Annotated in this window: 20 protein-coding genes and 1 pseudogene; 3 read left to right on the top strand and 18 right to left on the bottom strand. The window is 66.8% G+C overall.

The annotated features are described in order from the left end of the window. Positions 1-11 precede the first annotated feature (11 nt). The 7 genes and pseudogenes from ACI2K6_RS16525 to ACI2K6_RS16495 all read right to left on the bottom strand — a co-directional run. On the bottom strand, positions 12-494 hold the full coding sequence (locus ACI2K6_RS16525; RefSeq protein WP_269268773.1) for a signal peptidase II: 483 nt from the start codon (positions 492-494) through the stop codon (positions 12-14). 339 nt (positions 495-833) lie between these two features. Further along, complete coding sequence (locus ACI2K6_RS16520) at positions 834-1,550, bottom strand: copper resistance CopC family protein (RefSeq protein WP_269268772.1); 717 nt, start codon at positions 1,548-1,550, stop codon at positions 834-836. A 13-nt stretch (positions 1,551-1,563) separates the two neighbouring features. After that, a complete protein-coding gene (locus ACI2K6_RS16515; RefSeq protein WP_269268771.1) occupies positions 1,564-2,556 on the bottom strand; it encodes an NAD(P)/FAD-dependent oxidoreductase in 993 nt (330 codons plus the stop codon). Between the two features lie 26 nt (positions 2,557-2,582). Further along, positions 2,583-3,251, bottom strand: coding sequence for a thioredoxin domain-containing protein (locus ACI2K6_RS16510; protein WP_114587702.1), 669 nt, complete (start codon positions 3,249-3,251; stop codon positions 2,583-2,585). Positions 3,252-3,339: 88 nt separating this feature from the next. Further along, complete coding sequence (locus ACI2K6_RS16505) at positions 3,340-3,786, bottom strand: hypothetical protein (RefSeq protein ID WP_162815388.1); 447 nt, start codon at positions 3,784-3,786, stop codon at positions 3,340-3,342. A 208-nt stretch (positions 3,787-3,994) separates the two neighbouring features. Beyond that, a complete protein-coding gene (gene phoA, locus ACI2K6_RS16500; RefSeq protein WP_269268770.1) occupies positions 3,995-5,875 on the bottom strand; it encodes an alkaline phosphatase in 1,881 nt (626 codons plus the stop codon). Positions 5,876-6,229: 354 nt separating this feature from the next. Then, positions 6,230-6,532: pseudogene (locus ACI2K6_RS16495) on the bottom strand (Dyp-type peroxidase); the annotation flags it as partial. A 119-nt stretch (positions 6,533-6,651) separates the two neighbouring features. Between ACI2K6_RS16495 and ACI2K6_RS16490 the strand changes: the two are divergent. From ACI2K6_RS16490 to ACI2K6_RS16480, 3 genes are read left to right on the top strand one after another with little or no spacing between them, the layout of a single operon-like run. After that, on the top strand, positions 6,652-6,978 hold the full coding sequence (locus ACI2K6_RS16490; protein WP_210007729.1) for a helix-turn-helix transcriptional regulator: 327 nt from the start codon (positions 6,652-6,654) through the stop codon (positions 6,976-6,978). Further along, positions 6,975-7,580, top strand: coding sequence for a cadmium resistance transporter (locus tag ACI2K6_RS16485; RefSeq protein ID WP_114587653.1), 606 nt, complete (start codon positions 6,975-6,977; stop codon positions 7,578-7,580). Before ACI2K6_RS16490 ends, ACI2K6_RS16485 begins: the two co-directional genes overlap by 4 nt. Then, positions 7,577-7,777 carry a hypothetical protein gene (locus ACI2K6_RS16480; RefSeq protein WP_404568994.1) on the top strand — a complete coding sequence of 67 codons (201 nt, stop codon included), beginning with the start codon at positions 7,577-7,579 and terminating at the stop codon, positions 7,775-7,777. Before ACI2K6_RS16485 ends, ACI2K6_RS16480 begins: the two co-directional genes overlap by 4 nt. Before the next feature lie 24 nt (positions 7,778-7,801). Here ACI2K6_RS16480 and ACI2K6_RS16475 read toward each other — a convergent pair whose 3' ends face one another. From ACI2K6_RS16475 to ACI2K6_RS16425, 11 genes are all read right to left on the bottom strand, one after another. Continuing rightward, positions 7,802-8,827, bottom strand: a complete 1,026-nt coding sequence (locus ACI2K6_RS16475) for an arsenic resistance protein (protein ID WP_210006397.1) — start codon at positions 8,825-8,827, stop codon at positions 7,802-7,804. Next, positions 8,788-9,231, bottom strand: a complete 444-nt coding sequence (locus ACI2K6_RS16470; RefSeq protein ID WP_210006398.1) for a MerR family transcriptional regulator — start codon at positions 9,229-9,231, stop codon at positions 8,788-8,790. Before ACI2K6_RS16470 ends, ACI2K6_RS16475 begins: the two co-directional genes overlap by 40 nt. A gap of 226 nt (positions 9,232-9,457) precedes the next feature. Continuing rightward, positions 9,458-10,078 (bottom strand): DUF305 domain-containing protein, encoded by a 621-nt coding sequence (locus ACI2K6_RS16465; RefSeq protein WP_269268768.1) that lies wholly within the window; start codon positions 10,076-10,078, stop codon positions 9,458-9,460. Between the two features lie 126 nt (positions 10,079-10,204). Next, positions 10,205-10,609, bottom strand: coding sequence for a four-helix bundle copper-binding protein (locus ACI2K6_RS16460; RefSeq protein WP_269268767.1), 405 nt, complete (start codon positions 10,607-10,609; stop codon positions 10,205-10,207). A 98-nt stretch (positions 10,610-10,707) separates the two neighbouring features. Next, positions 10,708-11,544, bottom strand: coding sequence for a F510_1955 family glycosylhydrolase (locus ACI2K6_RS16455; RefSeq protein WP_269268766.1), 837 nt, complete (start codon positions 11,542-11,544; stop codon positions 10,708-10,710). 62 nt (positions 11,545-11,606) lie between these two features. Continuing rightward, positions 11,607-12,221, bottom strand: coding sequence for a DUF305 domain-containing protein (locus ACI2K6_RS16450; RefSeq protein WP_404568993.1), 615 nt, complete (start codon positions 12,219-12,221; stop codon positions 11,607-11,609). Positions 12,222-12,315: 94 nt separating this feature from the next. Further along, entirely contained in the window at positions 12,316-12,747 is a 432-nt protein-coding gene (locus tag ACI2K6_RS16445) for a DUF6153 family protein (protein WP_404568992.1), read from the bottom strand. A 33-nt stretch (positions 12,748-12,780) separates the two neighbouring features. After that, the gene (locus ACI2K6_RS16440) at positions 12,781-14,922 is read right to left on the bottom strand and encodes a heavy metal translocating P-type ATPase (RefSeq protein ID WP_404568991.1); all 2,142 of its coding nucleotides are present in this window, start codon (positions 14,920-14,922) and stop codon (positions 12,781-12,783) included. 41 nt (positions 14,923-14,963) lie between these two features. Continuing rightward, on the bottom strand, positions 14,964-17,228 hold the full coding sequence (locus ACI2K6_RS16435; protein ID WP_404568990.1) for a heavy metal translocating P-type ATPase: 2,265 nt from the start codon (positions 17,226-17,228) through the stop codon (positions 14,964-14,966). Further along, positions 17,225-17,548, bottom strand: a complete 324-nt coding sequence (locus ACI2K6_RS16430; protein ID WP_269268761.1) for a heavy-metal-associated domain-containing protein — start codon at positions 17,546-17,548, stop codon at positions 17,225-17,227. The genes ACI2K6_RS16435 and ACI2K6_RS16430 overlap by 4 nt, the downstream gene beginning before the upstream one ends. 31 nt (positions 17,549-17,579) lie before the next feature. Beyond that, positions 17,580-17,861 carry a metal-sensitive transcriptional regulator gene (locus ACI2K6_RS16425; RefSeq protein ID WP_071044151.1) on the bottom strand — a complete coding sequence of 94 codons (282 nt, stop codon included), beginning with the start codon at positions 17,859-17,861 and terminating at the stop codon, positions 17,580-17,582. Positions 17,862-18,220 lie beyond the last annotated feature (359 nt).

The following is an 18,220-nucleotide window of genomic DNA, read 5'->3' as shown; positions in this document are numbered from 1 at the left end:
CTTGTTGTCGGTCACAGCCCACCCACCGATGAGTTCGATCCCAGGTGCGCGCTGGCGTCGCTACGGGTGGTGGCGCGGTGGCTGCCCCAGACCCCGATTGCCAGGATCAGCACTCCGATTCCGAGGGCGACGTCGGCGAGGTTGCCGATGAACCAATTCCCATAGGCGAGGAAGTCGGTCACGTATCCGCGTCCGAAGCCCGGCGGGGCGAGCATCCGGTCGATCACGTTCCCGAGTGCGCCGCCCAGGATGAACCCGATGCCGGCGGCCCACCATTCGGTGCGGGCTCGCAACGCAGCGATGAACAGCACCACGGTCGCGGCCACGCCGAGCAGGGTGAGCAGCCAGGTGGCTCCTGACCCTAGGCCGAGAATCGCGCCTGGGTTGAAGGCCAATTGCAGCCCCAACACGTCGCCCAACAGCGGGATGCGATCGGTCTCGCTCAGCTCGGACAGGGCCGCCGCTTTGCTGGCCTGGTCAATCAGCACCACCACGCCCGCGGTGACGCTAGCGACCGCGAACCGGCGGGCCTGGGCGGGTCTTCTCGGGGGTGCCGTGTCAGAAGCCGAAGAACTCACCGACGAATCCCTCCCGCTTGCGGCGGCTCGTGCGGCCATGCTGATCCCGCTCCCTGCCGTAATCGTCCTGGCCTCGTCCGGGGGTGAAGCTCCGGGTGTATGAACTTGTCGAGCTTCCCGCAGTGCAGCAGCCGCCATGACACTGCGGGCGGTATTCGATCTCCACGCCGGATCGGCGATGAGCAGGTCGGTGGCGTCGACGGGGCATTTCATGATGTTCTCCTTCGGATGCAGGGGCTCGGCCCCGGCCCAGGTTCACGTGTCGATGGGGCGTTCGGGTGCCTGCCCCGTCTCATTTGGGTTCCCCGTTGCCCCGGCCGCCGCAGCAGCAGCCCGGTCGCGGCGGCGACGTTCCCTTCCCACCATCAGCACGACCACCAGCGCACCCCCGAAGACGACCACTCCGCCGATCACAGCCACGACTGGCAGGAATTCCCCACCGCCGGAGGGGCCCGTGTGCACATCCGACCCGGCCGTGCCGGCGATGGTGGCGGTCGGAGACGGTCCGGCGGCCTGCTCCGTCGTTGCCATGGGGTTCGGGGTACTGGTAGGGATGGTGGCGGCTTCCACCGTGTACGTGTACTGGTCGCTGATCGGGTGCCCGTCGCTGGAGACCACCCGCCACAGCACGGTGAACACGCCCGCAGAGGTCTCGGGTTCCAGCGCCTGGGTGACGGTGGTTCCGTCGACGACCGGTTCACCCTCAGCGATGTTCCGCCCGTCCGGGGAGGTCACCTCGATCACCACGGCGCTGGTCGCGGTAAGCAGCTCTCCACTGAAAGCGAGGGAGACCTCCGCCGGGGAGATGCCGACCGTCGAGCCGGATTCGGGAGTGGAGGAGATCAGATTGTCGTGCGCGGCGGCGGGGACCGCGCTGGCCAGCAGCAGTCCGCTGGCCGCGAGCAGCGCCGTCAGACCGGCGATAACGGGAGAAGCGGTTCTGCGAGACCAGGGTGTGCGTGTTCTCTTCATGGACGGTGCTCCTTCAGGGGCGGTGGATGATGTGGTGAGCAATTGTGGTGGCGTCCCGCCAGACACCGGCGATGGTGTCGGCGCCGCGGCCGCCGTACTGCGGCATGCCCGCGACGAACAGTCCCGGCATCCCGGTCAGGGTGCGCCTGGATGTGTCCTTGCGCGCCGCATCCGGGAGCCACCCGTCGCCGGGCAGGTAGCCGGTGGCGAGGATCACCGAACCGGGCTGGGCCTGGCTGCTATCCGAGAAGCTCACCGTCGTCCCGGCCGCGGCGGTGACCGCCGGGCGAAGGGTCACCCCGGCGCGGCGCAGCTGCTCGTAGCTATCGCCGAATACCGGCTCGGCGCGCCGCTCACGCGACAGCCATGACACGCTCTCCCCCGCCGCTGCCGTGTACCCGGCAGTCGGCCGGAGACGGCGGGGTTTCCGGACTGCAAGCGTCACTCTGTGCGACGCGGAGAGCTCCCGGGCCAGCTGCACCCCGCTGTTGCCGCCGCCGACGATCAGCACATCACTCGTGGGAATCTGCCGCGGGTACAGGTAGTCGCTGCTGTGCAACACGACACCGGGAACGGTCAGTCCTGACGCCCACTTCGGCACCCGCGGATGCGCAGCGGCGCCGGTCGCGCACACCACGTTGCGGGTCTGCACCTCCCCCGCCGTGGTGGCCAGCAGCAACGTGGACCCGTTGCCGCGATGCTCCACGCCGACCGCACGGATGCCCCAGACCGTCTCCACGCGAAGCCCCGCCTCGACGAACCTGAGGTAGTCGACCATCTCGTCGACCCGGGGATGCCGCCGCTGATCCCCCGGCAATCGCCGCGTCGGCAAGCTGCTGTGCCGGGCATCGCTGAGCAGCATCATCGAATGCCACCGGGACCCCCACGAACGCTGACCTTCCGGCGCAGCGTCAATTACCACGAACTCGTGTTGCGGCCGCAGCCCTTTCGCGCTTAACGCGGCGGCCACGGCAAGACCGGCCTGCCCGGCGCCGACGATGATCACTCGCCGGTGCGACAACCCCGCGGGCATCAGGATTCGCCGTTCACCGCGGCCTGGATCGCGGCTTCCAGGTCACCCCACTCCTGCAGCTCCTGCAACTCGCCGTCGACGAAGAAAGTTGGCGTGCTGCCCACCCCGAGCGCGCGGCCCTCGTTGAAGTCCAGCTCCACTCGCTCTGCCGTGGCCGGGTCTGCGACCGCGGCATCATACGCTGCCATATCCAGCCCGAGTTCTTCGGCGAAGCTGCGGAACAGATCAGCGCGGGACTCTTGTGCCTCGCCCCACTCCGCCTGCGTCTCGAAAAGCCGGTGATACATGTCCTCGAAACGGTCCTGACCTGCAGCGGCCTCTGCCGCGATCGCCGCGTTCTTCGAGTTGAAGTGCCCGGGCAGCGGGAAGTAGCGGACCACGTATGTGATTTCCCCCGCGTACTGTCCCCTCAGGTCTTCGACGATCGGGTAGAACGCGCCACACGCCTCGCACTCGAAGTCGAGAAATTCCACCACGGTCACCGCCTCCGGGCCGCCGTCGTCGAGGACGTGGGAGCTCTCCCGGACCACTGACAGGGTCCCCGGGCCGGCGCCTCCCTCCGGCGGTGCGGCCGGACTCCGGTTGACGAGGGCATAGATGATTGCGGCTAGCACCAGCAGGGCGGCGACCGCGACGGCGATCAACGTCGCTTTGACAGGGGTTTTCATCGGGTACTCCGAACACTTCACACGGCACAGGACAGAACCCGGGCACAGCCCGGGACGAGCGCCGCCCAGACAGGCGGCGTGCCGGATTTCAGGTTCGGGAAAGACCCAACTGAGGAAGAGACAGAGCGCTCACACGCGGGCGAGCAGGAGAAGCAAGAAGCGACAAAGCGTGAAGCGGCTGCCACTCAGGCACAGAAGGAGGACGGGAGCGCCACATCAACCTCGCCAGCACCAAAAAGACGAGGCCACACAGTACGCCCAGAACACACAGAGCGACTCCTGCCAGCGCGTCAGGTTGGAGCGTTACCTCGGCAATCACCGAGACCTCCGAGTCCGGCGCGGCGGGGTCGATGTGCGGATCCACCAAAGCACTGATCACTAGGGGAACCGGCGCGGTTCCTTTACCTTCAAGATGGCTAGCCGCCGCGATCCCCATCATCAGAAGCAATGCCAAACCGACACTGGTAATGAAACGCATTATCAGCAGACGCTCACTCAGCATCACGGATCGCGGAGTCCGGGCCGAGGAGACCATCTCTTACAGCTTACCCGCGCGCGTGAATGTCAGTTGCGGTGTATGCGCCGGAAGCGGCGCGTGCGAACGACGGCGGCGGAGGCGGTTGGAGACGTTGGTGCGGGAGAGCTCCAGATCGCGGACAAGATCCGGGGCGCAGCCGGGGGCACACACCCGGATACGACGATGCCGGGAACCTCCCAATGAGGTTCCCGGCATCGCGAAGGGATCAGACCGTGCGGCGGCGACGGCGGGATGCCAGGTGAGCACCCAGGGTGACAGCCAGGAGGCCGGCGACGAAGAAGCCGATCGGGAGCGCCCCGCCCGTGCGGGCCAGGGGGTTGTTGGTGTTGCTGCTGCCACCGGCTGCTGCGGCACCGGTCTCGGTGGGCAGCGGCTCCGGCGTCGGGTTCGCCGGCGCGGCGTCCGTGACGGCGAACTGCGCGGTAAGAACCGTCCCGGTCTGGGCGCCGGTGAGGGTCACGGAGTGAGCACCCGCCTCCATCGGCGCGGTGACTTCGTAGGTCACGGTGCCGTTGAGAACATCCCGCGCGCCAAGGTCGACAGGCTCAGACGCCAAGGTGGCGTCGGTCTGCCAGTCCGCGTTGAGCCCAGCCGCGGTGACCGAGAAGGTGGCACCCGGCTGCACCTCTGCCGGCGCGGAGATCGTGGCGTTGGCCGACAGCGACGCAAGATTGCGCTCGAGGGCCAGGCCGTTTGCCGCCGTGAAGAACAGGTCGGTTTGATCGGTCAGCCCCACCACATTCGCAGCGCCGGGGCCGTAGCCGGCGATCCGCACCTGCGCTCCGGTGTGCTGCTGCGATCCGCCCTGGGCGGAGGTGCCGTACGCGACGATCATCTCCTGGCCATCTGCTGTGAGCAGGTGCGTGTTCAGGCCGGGAATCGGCGAGCCGACGATCTGGCTGGTGTGTGCGTGGTCTGCCGTGACGACGACGAGGGTGTCCTTGCGCTCCTGGGCGAAGGCGAGAGCGACCTGCACTGCTTCGTCAAGGTCGACCGTCTCGCCGATCTGCCCACACGCGTTGGCGGCGTGGTCCTGCTTATCGATGCTCGCGCCCTCAACCTGGAGGAAGAATCCGTCCTCGCCGTCCAGCAGGGAGATTGCCTTCTCCGTCAGCGATCCGAGCGAGAGGTCGCTCGCGAGACGGTCGGGGTTCTCCGTGCAGGCCACTGCGGCGGGCAGGGAACCACCCGAGGTGAGGTCGGTCGCCACGGGACCCTGCCAGCGGACGGGGAAGTTACCTTCGGTGAAGAGTCCCAGCAGGGGCTGATCCGCATCGGCGACGGTGACCGCATCGAGGCTCGCGGCGTCACCGACTAGCTGGAAACCGCGGGCTTCCGCCTGCTCGAAAAGGGTCTTTCCCTCCCACGGGCCGGCCTTGGCGGTCTGCTCGAAGGAAGCCGAACCGCCGCCGAGCGTCACGTCGGGACGCACGTTGAGCATCTGCTCGCTGATGGACCCGAGGCCGCCGTTCTCCAACGCCTCGGAAGCGCAGCGCTGGCTGGTCTCGTTGGGACCGTAGCAACCACGCGCGGAGATGTGCGCGACCTGGGCGCCGGGGGTGGCGTCCTGGATCTCCGAGGTGGAGACGTTCCCTGTCTTCATTCCGTTCGCGCGAGCGATCTCCAGGAGAGTGGCCTGCGGCGCGTTGGCGACGTCGACGCTGAGGCGGCCGTTGACGGTCTTGGTGCCGGTAGACCACGCACTCGCGGTCGAGGCCGACTCGGGCGCATAGTTCGGCGCACCCGTATCCGTCAGGGCGTAGGTCGTGTACTGGCCGGTCAACGGCAGAGCGTCGATACCAGCGAACTCACCTGCAGCGCCCTCAGCGTAGTTACGGGCAATCGTGATCTCGCTGTCGCCCATCCCGTCGCCGATGAGCAGGATGACGTTCTTTGCGGGGCCGTCAACAATGGAGTCCCGCAGCAACTGGGTCATGTCGCCGTCGTTGCGGGTGGCTCCGCCGTTCTCAGTAAGGTCATCAGCCATCGCTGAGGCGGGCAACGCGCTCATCGAGACGAAGCCAACCATGGTCACAGTGGCGCCCAACGCAGCGATGACGCGCCGTCGGCGAATGAACGATTTCATGTGGGGGAAGCCTCTCGAGTAAAACGCGCCGCATGGGACGGGACGCGTGGACCAATACAGAAAACCTGCCGTGTCGGGCCGTGGGCTGGCTCGTGAGTGAACACCCGATGAAACATCGAGCTCAGCAGACTCGATCGTGGCGAAGAGTCGGACGCAGCATCTGGGTGAGACCCACAGAAGACGGAGTGTGAGTGGCCCGGGTGGGCGGCACTTCCGTGCGCGCTCACCCGGGCCGGTCACCTTCGGCGCACCACCACCTCTGGCGACCGTGGGACGTCGGGAGGGAAAGGTGACGCCCCACCTGCCTGCACCTCAGAAGCGATGCGGCAGCTTTTCGTCCCGGCGTTTGCCGGTTCAGTTCAAAAGTGTGTCCCCGATGTATCCGCCTTCGGCGCAGCCAGGTGGGATGGCGAAGACCGCAGAACCGATCGGGACGGTCCACTCGTTGAGGAGGTCGAGTTCGTCGAGGCGTTTCTGCAGCGGAGTGAACTGGGTGTCGACGTCGGCTTGGAAGGACACGAAAATCAGGCCCGAGTCGGACTCGGACCCGTTTCCAGGTGGGATGTCGTAGTTGTATGCGCGGCGGAAGATCCGTTGACGGCCATCTTCGAACCGGGCTCGGCGCATGTGGGAGAACTCCGGGATCACCGGGAACCCAGGTATCGACTCACGTTTCTGGTAGCGCTTCCGAACGACCGGCGCACGGTATGCCAAGAACGATCGTTTCCGGACGCTTAGATCTCATCGACGAACTCCGATATGATCGGTGAGTGACGATGACCACTGAGATGACCGCCGCTGTATCGCTGTTCCACTCGCTTGCCGATCGCAGTCGCTTGTCGATACTGCGGCGACTGTCGATGGGCGAGGCTCGGGTGAGGGACCTCACCGACGAGCTCGGGTTGGCGCAGTCAACCGTGTCGGAGCACGTGGGATGCCTCCGCGAATGCGGACTTGTCGTCGCCCGCAGTGAAGGTCGACAGAACTTTTACTCCGTTTCCACTCCGGAAGTCATCGACATCCTGGAAGCCGCCGAGCGACTCCTCGCCACGACCGGCTACAAGGTCGATCTGTGCCAGACCTACGGGCGTGATGCCCGATGATCGGAACCATCGCGGCCGCCATCGGACTGTTCGCGGCCACGAACATCGACGACATCGTTGTCCTCACGGTGCTGTTTCTCGCGTCGACGCGCGGCTCCCTTCCAGGATGGAAAGTCGTTGCAGGGCAATACCTCGGCTTCATCGCTCTCGTAGCGATCAGCGTCATCGCCGCCGCCGGCCTCACCATCGTCCCGGACGAATGGGTCGGGTTCTTGGGCCTGATCCCACTCGCAATTGGTGTCTATGGCCTGATCCGAACCCTCCGGCGCCGGGGCGACGATGACGACGACAGCGCGATCAGCGCAGGAGGACTGTTCGGAGTCGCCGGCATCACGATCGCCAACGGCGCCGACAACATCTCCCTCTACACGCCGGTCTTCCGCACCAACCCCGTTCCGGACACCATCGTCACCATCATCGTCTTCTTGGTGCTCGTCGCCGTGTGGTGCCTCGTCGCGCGCTTCGTCGGCACCAACAAGACCGTCACAGAGGCATTGGAGAAGATCGAGCATTGGCTCGTGCCCGCCGTTTTCATCGGGCTCGGCCTGTACATCCTGATCGAGTCGGGCGTAGTCCTCCGTCTCATCGACGTTCTGTCATGACCAAGGTCGCCAGACTGGCCGTCGCCGCCGAAGCGGCCGCGCAGCAGGGCCAGTTCGAAGACATGTACCACCGGCTGTTCGAGACACAGGAACAGTGGGGCGAGGCACAAGAGTCACACGCGGCACTGTTCCGCGACTTCGCCGCCGACCCGACAACTGAGGAGCGCGTGCGATTCGAGGCCGCTCTCCAAGACTGATCGAGCCGTCCGGGCCGGTACTGGTCAGTCGGTCGTCACTGTAGGAGCGCTCTGCCGAGCAATGCGGGGCACCAAGCGTACGAGCACGACCATCGCGACGAGTTCCACCAACGTCTGAGTGACGACGGCAAGCGGCGCGATGCTCAACGAGGCAGGCAGGGCTAGCGCGAGTGGCAGCACGACAAGGGAGTTCCGGGTGGCCGCCGAGAACATCACGGCACGAGTGGGGGGAACGTCGAGCTGCGCGAATCGAGCAGTGAGGAGGCCTGCCGCGACAGCGACTACGACGAATGCTATGTAGAGCGGCACCACTCGCAGCAGCGTCAGCGCCTGGGAGCCGACCGCGGCGATCTGCGATCCGACGACCACCGCCAGCGTCACCATCATCAGCGGGACCATCGCACCCGCCATCACCTGTTCTAACGCGCGACCGATGCGGTGTCGTCGCGCGACCGCCTGCACGATCGCTGCGGCCGCAAGGGGGAGGACGATCAGCAGCAGGAATGCCTCGACGAACGGCCCCACGTCGATCACGGCGAGCACATCGCCCCCGGCGAACAAGAACAAGAACACCGGCAGCAGAACGATCTGGACGAGCATCAGCAGTGGCGCGGCGGCCAGCAGACGCGCGCGAGCTCCGCCGGCCAAACCGGTGAACACGATCACGTAGTCGATGCACGGCGTCAGCAGAACGAACAACACCCCCAGCAGCAGCCCCCGGTCATCCGCTACGAATCGAGATAGCCCCCACGCGAGCACAGGCACGACGACGAAGTTGGCGGCCAAGACCGTCCCGAGAAAGCGGATATCTCGAAGCGCCCGCCCGATCTCGATGAGGGGGACACCGAGGAACGTCGCGAACAATAGCAACATCAGCACCGGCTCGATGGAATGCTCCAAAGCGGGCGCGACCTGTGGCGCTGCCAGTCCGAGGGTCGCACCGACCCCGATCGCAACGACGTAGAGCGCGATCTGCCGGCGATCCCACCACTCGACGAGTGGGCCGAGCCTCACCGGTCCCCTCCGCCTGTCAGCGGGTCCGTGACACATGAGGCGCCCGGTCGCGCGAGCACACATTCTGTCCGGCAGCGATCGCCGCTGTCGGGACAAGTCGTTACCCGGTCCGTCGCCTCCACCAGCCGCTCTCGAAGCTTCATCAGAACCGCCAGCCGCTCGTCGACGTCACGCAGACGCTCATCCAGCTTCGGCCGCAAGGTCTCGCGAACCTGAGTGCAACTCTCCGCCTCCACCACGTCGAGCAACTCGACGATCTCGGGCAGTGACAGGTCGAGCTGTTTCGCCCCATGCAAGAAAGTCAGCCGGTCGACGGCGCTCTCGTCGTAGTCGCGGTATCCGTTCGCCGCGCGCGCGGCCACGATGAGCCCCACCGACTCGTAGAACCGAAGGGCGGTCGCCGGCACGCCGGAGCGACGGGACAGCTCAGAGATACGCACGCGCCCGACACTAAACCTTCGAGCCGGGTCGAAGGTCAAAGCCAGGACCGAAACTGTGCCCCGAAACCGACCTCCCGAAAGAGGGTTACGAGACGGCCCTATTTTTCGGGAGGTCGATTCCAGGAACACCGACCCCGTGCCGCAAACGATCGTTTTCGGCGGAGCCAACGTGATGACGCTCGCTCCTAGGTCATGACCGCACTCGGGTCATGCAGATCTGGACGAGCTACTCCTTGGGGCACTCTCGCAGAGCTGTCTCATCGAACGTTGGGGCAGGACGTGCCTGCGCCTCTTCTGGCGTTCCAGCGATGCCGTTGCTCGCAATGTCGTTGATGAGCCAGTTCATCTCGAGGATCTCGTTGCGCTGCGCCGCACTGATTTCGGCGGCAAGTTCGCAGACACGGACATCCTGGATCTGCGCACGCTCCGAGCGGGTGATGGCGAGGGAGTGATGGGGGATCATCGCGTTCATCCACGCGGTGTCGTTCACGGTGATCTGACTGCGGTCAAGGGCGACTCCGCCGGCGAGCAGCAGGACGCTGGCTGTAGCGACGGCAATGTTCGCTTTGACGCTCTTGTACATGTTGAGCATCCACGCCAGCATGACCAACCCCATCGCGCCGCCCATGGTCAGGGCCATGAAGACGCGGCTTTCGCTGAAGCGGACGTGGCTCCACTCCCACGAGCCGACGAACATCACCCAGTACATGACAACCATTCCGGTGAGGATCATCGCCCCGAATCGCAGATACATCTTCCAGGGCGTGGAGTGACCTTGTTGGCTGTGATCGCCGGTCGCTGCGCTTCGGTCGTTCTGCTGGGGGTCGTGGTGGTCGTTCGAGCTCATGACGTCTCCTGTTCGAATGGGAGCGGATGCGGTGAGAGCGACAGGGGGGCGATTGCGACATCTAGCATCCCGTCAGCGACCGCCAATGGCAGGTCGTGTTCACTGGGCGACGCGAACCTGGTCGACTTAGAGAGCGGCGAGAAGGTCGGTGCATGCCTGCTCGCAGCGGCGGCAGGATTCGGCGCACACGCGGCAGTGCTCGTGCATGTCTGCGTGCTGTTCGCACTCGGCGGCACAGGACGCGCAGGCGGTGCGGCAGGCTTCGAGCAAGGCGCGAACTGTCGCGACATCCGGCGTAGTTTGGCGGGAAAGCACTGCACCGGTGACGGCGCAGATATCTGCGCAGTCGGAGTTCTTCCGAATGCAGGTAACGAGCTCCGCGACCATGTCTTCTCCGAGGCATGCATCTGCGCAGGTGGTACATGCCTGGGTGCATTCGACGCACGCCTCGATACAGCGCAGAAGGGCGTCCTGTGCTGCGGCGAAACCGACTTTCGGGTGGGTGGCGAGCATTTGATCTGCAACTGTCATGGCGGCTTTCCTTTCTTCGGGGCCTTCCCCCGGTGCGGTCACGCTAGAGCGAGGTCGAGGATCGGCGGAGGGGCTTGTGGTCTTTCGATGAGTGGTGGCTAGGTGGAGGGCAGCAGGCTGAGTCCGCTGTCGTCGACGATGAGGATGTCGCCAGCGTCGGTAATGGCGATTGCCTGCGCGGAGCCGTGCGCCGTGCCGATGTTTCGCCACGATGGATCGCGTGTCGTGCTCCTCCACAAGCTGCCTTTGCTTCCCACGCCGATCAGTTGCTCGCCGTCCGGGGACACAGCGATGAGGGACATTATCGGGCTGTCTGGCAGCGGTCCGAACGTCGCCCCTTGGTCGGTACTGACCTGAGGCCCGTCGGGCGTCGTGGCGATGATGCGTCCGGTGGCGTCGACGACGAGTGCGAAGGACAGCAGGGTTGCGCCCGTGGGAGACCACGTGGCGCCGCGGTCCGTGCTTGCCAGCATCTGGGCGCTACCGGTTTCTTGTCCGTACAGGGTGCCGTCCGGTCCGGCGGTGAGGACGTGGAAGTCTTTCTCGCCCTTGAAGGCCACCGGCTCCCATGTCGTGCCGCCGTCGCGACTACGGATGATGCCGAGGTTTCCCTCCCCGAGCTCCGCCGGAGTACCCCGGCCGGGGTGCCCGGAGGCGACGAGGGTGTCATCGACGGCTGTGAGGCCCATCGCGTCGAAGCCGTAGCTGCCGACGCGGGAGCCGAGTTGCCCGTCAGCGGTGGCGGCGTAGAGGCCCTCGTGGGTGCCGAGAAGGAAGCCGTCATCGTCTGGCGCGGGCACGATCGCGTGAACGTGAGACAGCGCCGTGTCGGTGTGGTCGCTGCCGGTCGATGGCGGTTCGGCTGCGGCGCAGCCGGTGAGCAGCAAGCTGGTGAGCGCGACGAAGCTCGCCGTCGCGCGCAGGTGAATGCGCATTCGCACCCTTTCGATTCCAGGGTGAGGACGCCCTACCGGGGCGTCCTCACCGGTGGGGTGCGTTAGAGCTGCGCGAGCAGTTCCTGCATCTCGGTAATCTCGGCGGTCTGGGTGTCGACGATGGTCTGCGCCATCTCGACCGCGTCAGGGTTCTGGCCGTTGTCGACTTCGTCTTGGGCCATCTCGATCGCGCCTTCGTGGTGCATCGTCATCTGCTCGAGGAACAGCCGGGACGCCTCGGCGCCGGTGGCGGCTTCTAGCGCGGCCATGTCGTCCTCGCTCATCATGCCGCCGCCGTGGTCCATGCCCTCCATGCTGTCCATATCGGGCATGTCGGCGCCCCACTCGTCCAACCAGGACTGCAGCTGGTCGATCTCGGGCTGCTGGGCGGCCTTGATGTCGGAGGCCAGGGTGAGCACGCCCGGGTCGATGCCTTCCTTGTTCAGGATCATGTCGGCCATCTCGACGGCCTGCTGATGGTGGGGGATCATCATCTGCGCGAACATCACATCCGCGTCGTTGAAGTCCGCGGTCACCGTGGACGATGAGGACGGGGACGAGCTGCTGCCGTGGTCCATGCCGGGCATGGATTGCGAGCCGGAGCCGTCGGCGCAGCCAGCAAGGGCGAGGGCGGCGGCGAGGGTGAGCGCAGCGGCCGCTGCGGTACGAATTTTCATCAGAGTTCTCCAAATACAGGGGTACGTGAACGAGCACCGGTCAGATCGACAGGTGGGTGAGGTCCGGCCGGCAGGGTGCGCCGGCTCGGCCGTATCACGTACGGCTGATGCAGAGAACGGTGAGAGAGGGCGGCCGCAGTCTCGGCCCACCGGAAAGCGCGGCGCTGAGTGGCTGCGGGCGCGGCAGGAGCGACAACGACACTTTGCTCGGGCGGAGTCGGCCCAGCAGCAGCACGGTGGCTAGGAGAGCCAGCACACACGCCATCGCGAGCATGTCTGAGTGGCCTGAACCGCAGTCCGCGCACGGCTCGCCCGTCGCGGTGCTGCCGGAGTGGTGGTCCTCAGGGGTGGCACTGGCGGTGGCGACGGTGGTTTGGTGGCCGGTGTCGGCGGCGGTGTGGGTGTTGAGGGAGTGCATGGCCAACAGGCCGACGATGACCGCGGCGGTCACTGCGATGAGCAGCAGAAGGGTGCGCGCCATCGACCGTCCGGCGTGGAGCCGTTCCGTCAGTGCGATCAGCGACATGTCACTCCCTCCTTCCACGGTACGACACTCCTGTCAGCGGTCGGTAACCGCGTCCGGGCTGAGGTTGAGGCGCCGCAGCAGTTGAGCGTTGAGGGCCACGACGATGGTGGACAGCGACATCAGGATCGCGCCGACAGACATGGGCAGGACGAACCCGATGGGAGCGAGTACCCCGGCGGCCAGGGGGACGGAGATGAGGTTGTACCCGGCGGCCCACCACAGGTTCTGCTTCATCTTGCGGTAGCTGGCTCGGGACAGTTCGATCACCGACAGCACGGAGCGGGGGTCGTCGCTGGCGAGGATGACACCGGCGGACGCGATCGCCACATCGGTGCCGGCGCCGATAGCGATGCCGACGTCGGCTTGCGCGAGGGCCGGTGCGTCGTTGACCCCGTCACCGACCATGGCGACCTTGCGGCCTTCGCTTTGAAGCTCCTTCACCTTGGACGCCTTGTCTTCGGGGCGGACCCCGGCGAAGAACCGGTCGATACCGAGGTCGGCGGCGACCGATGCGGCGACGGCTTCGGCGTCTCCGGTGATCATGACCACCTGCACACCCCGCTGATGCAGGGCGTCGACGGCAGCGCGGGATTCGGGACGGATCTCGTCTGCCAGGCGCAATGCCCCTGCGACCTGCCCGTCGACGAGCACGTGCAGGATGATCGCGCCCTCCTTGCGCCACTCGTCCGCGACCGGCAGTTCGGCTGCGTCTTCCTGGTCGAGCATGTGGGGGCCGCCGACCTGGATGGTGCGGCCGGTCACCCGCGCACGGACACCGACGGCCGGTGAGGACTCGAAGTCGCTGGCGGTGGGGACGGTGAGCTGCTTCTCCTGCGCGGCGTTCACGATCGCCCGAGCCAGGGGGTGTTCCGAGTCCGCTTCGGCGGCCGCGGCCCACGCCAGAAGCTCGTCTCCGTCGATGCCGGCGGCCGGGGCGACCGAGGTGACGGCGGGGGTGCCCTTGGTGAGGGTGCCGGTCTTGTCGAACAGGACCGTGTCGACGGTGCGCATGCTCTCCAGCGCGAGGCGGTCCTTGATCAGCACGCCGCCGCGGGCGGCGCGCTCAGTGGCGATGGACACCACCAGCGGGATGGCCAGACCCAAGGCGTGCGGGCAGGCGATGACGAGCACGGTGATGGTGCGGATGACCGCTTGATCGGGGAACCCGACCAGGGTCCAGACTGCGGCGGTGACCGCGGCCGCCCCGAGAGCGAACCAGAACAACCACCCCGCGGCACGGTCCGCGAGGCGTTGCGCGCGGGATGAGGAGTTCTGCGCTTCGGTGACGAGCTTCTGGATGCCGGCGAGAGCGGTGTCCTGTCCGACCGCGGTGATTTCCACCCTGACCCCGGAGTCGGTGGCGACGGTGCCGGCGATGACCTGGTCGCCGTCGCTGCGGCGAACCGGGCGGGATTCGCCGGTGATCATGGACTCGTCCATGCTGGCCGAGCCCTGCACGATCCGGCCATCTGCGGGTACCCGTCCACCGGGGCGGACAACGACGACGTCTCCGACCTGCAGCTCGGCGGGGGCGACGGTGACGGTGGTGTCCCCCTCGACTTTCTCGGCCTCGTCGGGCAGGAGCGCGGCGAGGGAGTCCAGGGCGGAGGTGGTCTGGGCGAGGGATCGCATCTCGATCCAGTGCCCGAGGAGCATGATGACGATCAGCAGCGCCAGCTCCCACCAGAAGTCCAGCTCGTGGTGCAGTAGCCCGATGCTTGCACCCCATGAGGCGAGGAACGCGACGGTGATCGCGAGGGCGATGAGGAGCATCATGCCGGGTTTGCGGGCGCGCAGTTCGCTGACGGCGCCGGTAAGGAACGGGGCGCCGCCCCACACGTACATGACGGTGCCGAGGATTGGGGACACCCATCCGACCCACGCCGCGTCCGGCAGCGGGTATCCGATCAGCATCGAGAACATCGTGGAGAACCCCACGACGGGCACCGCGAGGATCAGCATGATCCAGAACAGCCGTCGGAACCGGGCAACGTGGTCTCCGTGTCCGGCGTGCCCGCCGTGGTCAGCATGACCGTGCCCGGAATGACCCGCGGCGGGCGCCCGGTCGTCTTCGCTGCGCGGGTGACTCATCACTGCGTGATCGTGTTGGGTGGCAGTCGCCGGGGCGTGGTGGTCTGGGTGATCGGAGTGGTTGTGGTGGTCGTGCTGGCTCATTGAAGCCTCCTTCGCTGGGTGCGCCGGTGCGGCGGCACGGGTCAGGCCGGTTGGGGCACGGGAACGGGGGTCGTAGGGGCGGGTGCCGGGTGGGGTCGGAACCGGCGCAGCCGGAGGCTGTTGGTCACGACGAACACCGACGACAACGCCATCGCCGCTGCGGCGACGAGAGGATTGAGCAGGCCGGCCATCGCAATCGGGATAGCGGCGACGTTGTACGCGAACGCCCAGAACAGGTTGCCCTTGATGGTGCCGAGGGTGCGGCGGGAGAGGCGGATCGCGTCAGCGACGACGGTGAGGTCGCCGGAGACGATGGTGATGTCGCTGGCGGCAATCGCGGCGTCCGTGCCTCCGCCCATGGCCAGGCCGAGGTCGGCGGCGGCGAGGGCGGCGGCGTCGTTGACGCCGTCACCGACCATCGCGACCACGTGCCCGTCGTCCTGAAGCTGGCGGATCACATCAAGCTTTCCAGCAGGAGTGACTTCGGCGTGCACGTCGGGGATGCCGACCTCCGCGGCGATTCGTGCGGCGGTGGTGGTGTTGTCGCCGGTGAGCAGCACCGGGCGCAAGCCGAGCGCCTGGAAGCGGGCAATCGCGGCGGCGCTGGTCGGCTTCACGGTGTCGGCCACCCCGATCGCGCCGAGGTACTCCCCATCGCGACCGACCGCGATCGCGGTACCGGTTCGCGCGAGAACATTCAGCTCGGCGGCGGCTTCGGCCGGCGGGTGGATGCCCCACTGCTCGGCCAGCCAGGACGCCCGGCCCGCAACGACCGCAGCCCCCTCCACGATCCCCTGGACGCCGAACCCGGCGTGCGACACGAAGCTGTCCGCGTACGTGACCGCCGGGGCGGCAGCGGCGACAGCACGGGCGACCGGGTGCTCAGACCCTGCCTCGACCGCCGCCGCAACGCGCAACAGCTCGTCCCGGGTGACACCTGCCACGGGGCGGACGCTTGTGACGGTCATCTGACCGGTGGTGACCGTGCCGGTCTTGTCGAGCACGATGGTGTCGACTGTGCGGGTCTGCTCCAGCACTTGCGGGCCGCGGATCAGGATGCCCAGCTGGGAGCCGCGGCCGGTCCCGACCAGCAATGCGGTGGGGGTGGCGAGACCGAGGGCGCACGGGCACGCGATGATCAGGGTGGCGACCGCCGCGGTGAAGGCCAGCTCGAGCGAGGCTCCGGCGATTGTCCAGCCGAGGAACGCAGCCACGGCTAGTCCGATGACGATGGGGACGAAGACGGCAGAGACGCGGTCAGCGATGCGCTGCACCTTGGCCTTGCCGGTCTGGGCTTCCTCCATCAGCCGTCGCATGCGGGCAAGCTCCGTGTCCGCCCCGATCCGGGTGATTTCGACGATGAGGCGACCGCCCACGTTCACCGTCGCGCCGACCACACGGGAACCGGCGGTCACTTCGACGGGCACCGACTCTCCGGTGAGCATGCTGGCGTCGATCGCGGAGGAACCATCGATCACCAGCCCGTCAGAGGGAACCTTCTCCCCCGGCCGGACAAGCACGGTGTCTCCGACAGCGAGCTGCGCGACCGGCACCGACCGTTCCCCACCGTCGACGAGCTTTGTGGCATGCTTCGCGCCCATCTCCAGCAGCGCCCTCAGCGCCTCCGACGATGACTTCTTCGCGTGTGCTTCGGCATAGCGGCCCGCCAGGATGAAGACGGTGACCAGCGCCGCGACTTCCAGGTAGATCTCATGTCCGCCGGCCTGCGGGGTGCCGATCAGGGTGAAAGTCATCGTCATCCCGGGCATGCCTGCCTCGCCAAAGAACAGTGCGTACAGGGACCACCCGAACGCGGCAATCACGCCGACGCTGATGAGAGTGTCCATGGTCGCCGCGCCGTGACGGGCGTTGACCGCCGCGGCCCGGTGAAAGGGCCACGCCCCCCATACCGCGACCGGGGCGGTGAGGGTGAGCGCCAGCCACTGCCAGTACTCGAACTGCAACGCCGGGACCATCGACAGCACCGCCACCGGCAACGACAGTGCAGTGCTAATCAGCAGCCGGCGCCGCAGCGCCCCTACCTCGTCGGCCTCCGAGCTGCGCGCCTCCTCGGCGTGGTCATCGGTTGCCGGCGGTGCGGGGAGGGCTGCTTGGTAACCGGCGGATTCGACCGTGGCGATGAGGGTGGCGGGGTCGACATCGTGCCCGCGAACACGTGCTTTCTCGGTGGCGTAGTTCACCGTCGCTTCCACACCGGGAAGCTTGTTCAGCTTGCGTTCGATCCGGGTCGCACAGGAAGCGCACGTCATCCCGGAGATATCGAGCTCGACGTCGACCGTGCTCATGCGGGGCTACCTGCCAGGGTGTAGCCGGCCTCCTCGACCGCGGCCTTCACCGCGTCAGAGTCGATCGGCGCGGCGCTGTGAATGGTGACGCGGGACGTACCGCCGGCATTCAGGTCAACTGTGACGTTCTCCACACCGTCGATCGCGGTCAGCTCCTCAGTGACGCTCGACACGCAGTGCGAGCACGTCATCCCGTCTACCAGGACGTCTTCCGTGACGGCAGCGGCGGTCGATGCGGGAGCGTCCGTCGTTGCGGATGTGGCGCAGCAGGCGCAGCCGGCGTTGGTGTCTGTCAGACCGAGGTCGATGCGGTCAGTCATGATGTGCTCCTCCAAGGGATTCGGTGTGTGATCAAGAACGGACGAGACGGGCAATGGCGTCGTTGGCCTCACGGATCTTCTCCGCAGCCACCTGCCCGCCTTCGGCGCTCGCTTCAGCGACGCAATGGCTTAGGTGGTCGCCCAGCAGGGACAGCGCCACCGTTTCCAGGGCCTTCGTCGCGGCAGACACCTGCGTGAGGATGTCGATGCAGTACTTGTCTTCATCGACCATCCGCGCGATCCCACGCACCTGACCCTCGACCCGACGCAGTCGCTTCTGCAGGTCGTCCTTGTTGCCCTCGTAACCGTTCACGGGTATACCGTACCCCCCTAGGGTATGGATCGCAACAGACCAGACGAAAAGGCGTCGCATCCCGGCGTACAGCGTTCTGTTAATTCAGCATTCTCTGTATCCTCGGTTGGGCCCGCAGCGCCGCGACGCAATCGGTCCACCGGGTGCGTGGACGATCGTCTGCGGGCAGGCCAGCGGAAGGTCCGAGTGGGTCAAGTCACCAGCTCGACCCACTCAGGATGGTAGATCACCCGGCACCACCCGGGTGATCTACCGCGGGGTGCCGGAGGGAAGTGGCCGGCGGGGGGGGGGGGGGGGGGGGGGGGGGGGGGGGGGGGGGGGGGGGGGGGGGGGGGGGGGGGGGGGGGGGGGGGGGGCTA

Origin of the sequence: Microbacterium sp. NPDC006705 (assembly GCF_044903545.1) — a bacterium.
Lineage (GTDB): Bacteria > Actinomycetota > Actinomycetes > Actinomycetales > Microbacteriaceae > Microbacterium > Microbacterium plantarum.
Note: the sequence above shows the minus strand (reverse complement) of the source record. Positions and strands in the feature narration are given on the sequence as shown.

What these genes read in the sequence shown, in the direction of transcription:
- ACI2K6_RS16450 (WP_404568993.1), bottom strand. Translation starts at nt 12,221, where the DNA reads ATGAAAATTCGTACCGCAGCGGCCGCTGCGCTCACCCTCGCCGCCGCC.
- ACI2K6_RS16430 (WP_269268761.1), bottom strand. Translation starts at nt 17,548, where the DNA reads ATGACTGACCGCATCGACCTCGGTCTGACAGACACCAACGCCGGCTGC.
- ACI2K6_RS16490 (WP_210007729.1), top strand. Translation starts at nt 6,652, where the DNA reads ATGACCACTGAGATGACCGCCGCTGTATCGCTGTTCCACTCGCTTGCC.
- ACI2K6_RS16460 (WP_269268767.1), bottom strand. Translation starts at nt 10,609, where the DNA reads ATGACAGTTGCAGATCAAATGCTCGCCACCCACCCGAAAGTCGGTTTC.
- ACI2K6_RS16505 (WP_162815388.1), bottom strand. Translation starts at nt 3,786, where the DNA reads ATGGTCTCCTCGGCCCGGACTCCGCGATCCGTGATGCTGAGTGAGCGT.
- ACI2K6_RS16520 (WP_269268772.1), bottom strand. Translation starts at nt 1,550, where the DNA reads ATGAAGAGAACACGCACACCCTGGTCTCGCAGAACCGCTTCTCCCGTT.
- ACI2K6_RS16510 (WP_114587702.1), bottom strand. Translation starts at nt 3,251, where the DNA reads ATGAAAACCCCTGTCAAAGCGACGTTGATCGCCGTCGCGGTCGCCGCC.
- ACI2K6_RS16475 (WP_210006397.1), bottom strand. Translation starts at nt 8,827, where the DNA reads ATGTGTCACGGACCCGCTGACAGGCGGAGGGGACCGGTGAGGCTCGGC.
- phoA (WP_269268770.1), bottom strand. Translation starts at nt 5,875, where the DNA reads ATGAAATCGTTCATTCGCCGACGGCGCGTCATCGCTGCGTTGGGCGCC.
- ACI2K6_RS16445 (WP_404568992.1), bottom strand. Translation starts at nt 12,747, where the DNA reads ATGTCGCTGATCGCACTGACGGAACGGCTCCACGCCGGACGGTCGATG.
- ACI2K6_RS16455 (WP_269268766.1), bottom strand. Translation starts at nt 11,544, where the DNA reads ATGCGCATTCACCTGCGCGCGACGGCGAGCTTCGTCGCGCTCACCAGC.
- ACI2K6_RS16480 (WP_404568994.1), top strand. Translation starts at nt 7,577, where the DNA reads ATGACCAAGGTCGCCAGACTGGCCGTCGCCGCCGAAGCGGCCGCGCAG.
- ACI2K6_RS16435 (WP_404568990.1), bottom strand. Translation starts at nt 17,228, where the DNA reads ATGAGCACGGTCGACGTCGAGCTCGATATCTCCGGGATGACGTGCGCT.
- ACI2K6_RS16465 (WP_269268768.1), bottom strand. Translation starts at nt 10,078, where the DNA reads ATGAGCTCGAACGACCACCACGACCCCCAGCAGAACGACCGAAGCGCA.
- ACI2K6_RS16485 (WP_114587653.1), top strand. Translation starts at nt 6,975, where the DNA reads ATGATCGGAACCATCGCGGCCGCCATCGGACTGTTCGCGGCCACGAAC.
- ACI2K6_RS16440 (WP_404568991.1), bottom strand. Translation starts at nt 14,922, where the DNA reads ATGAGCCAGCACGACCACCACAACCACTCCGATCACCCAGACCACCAC.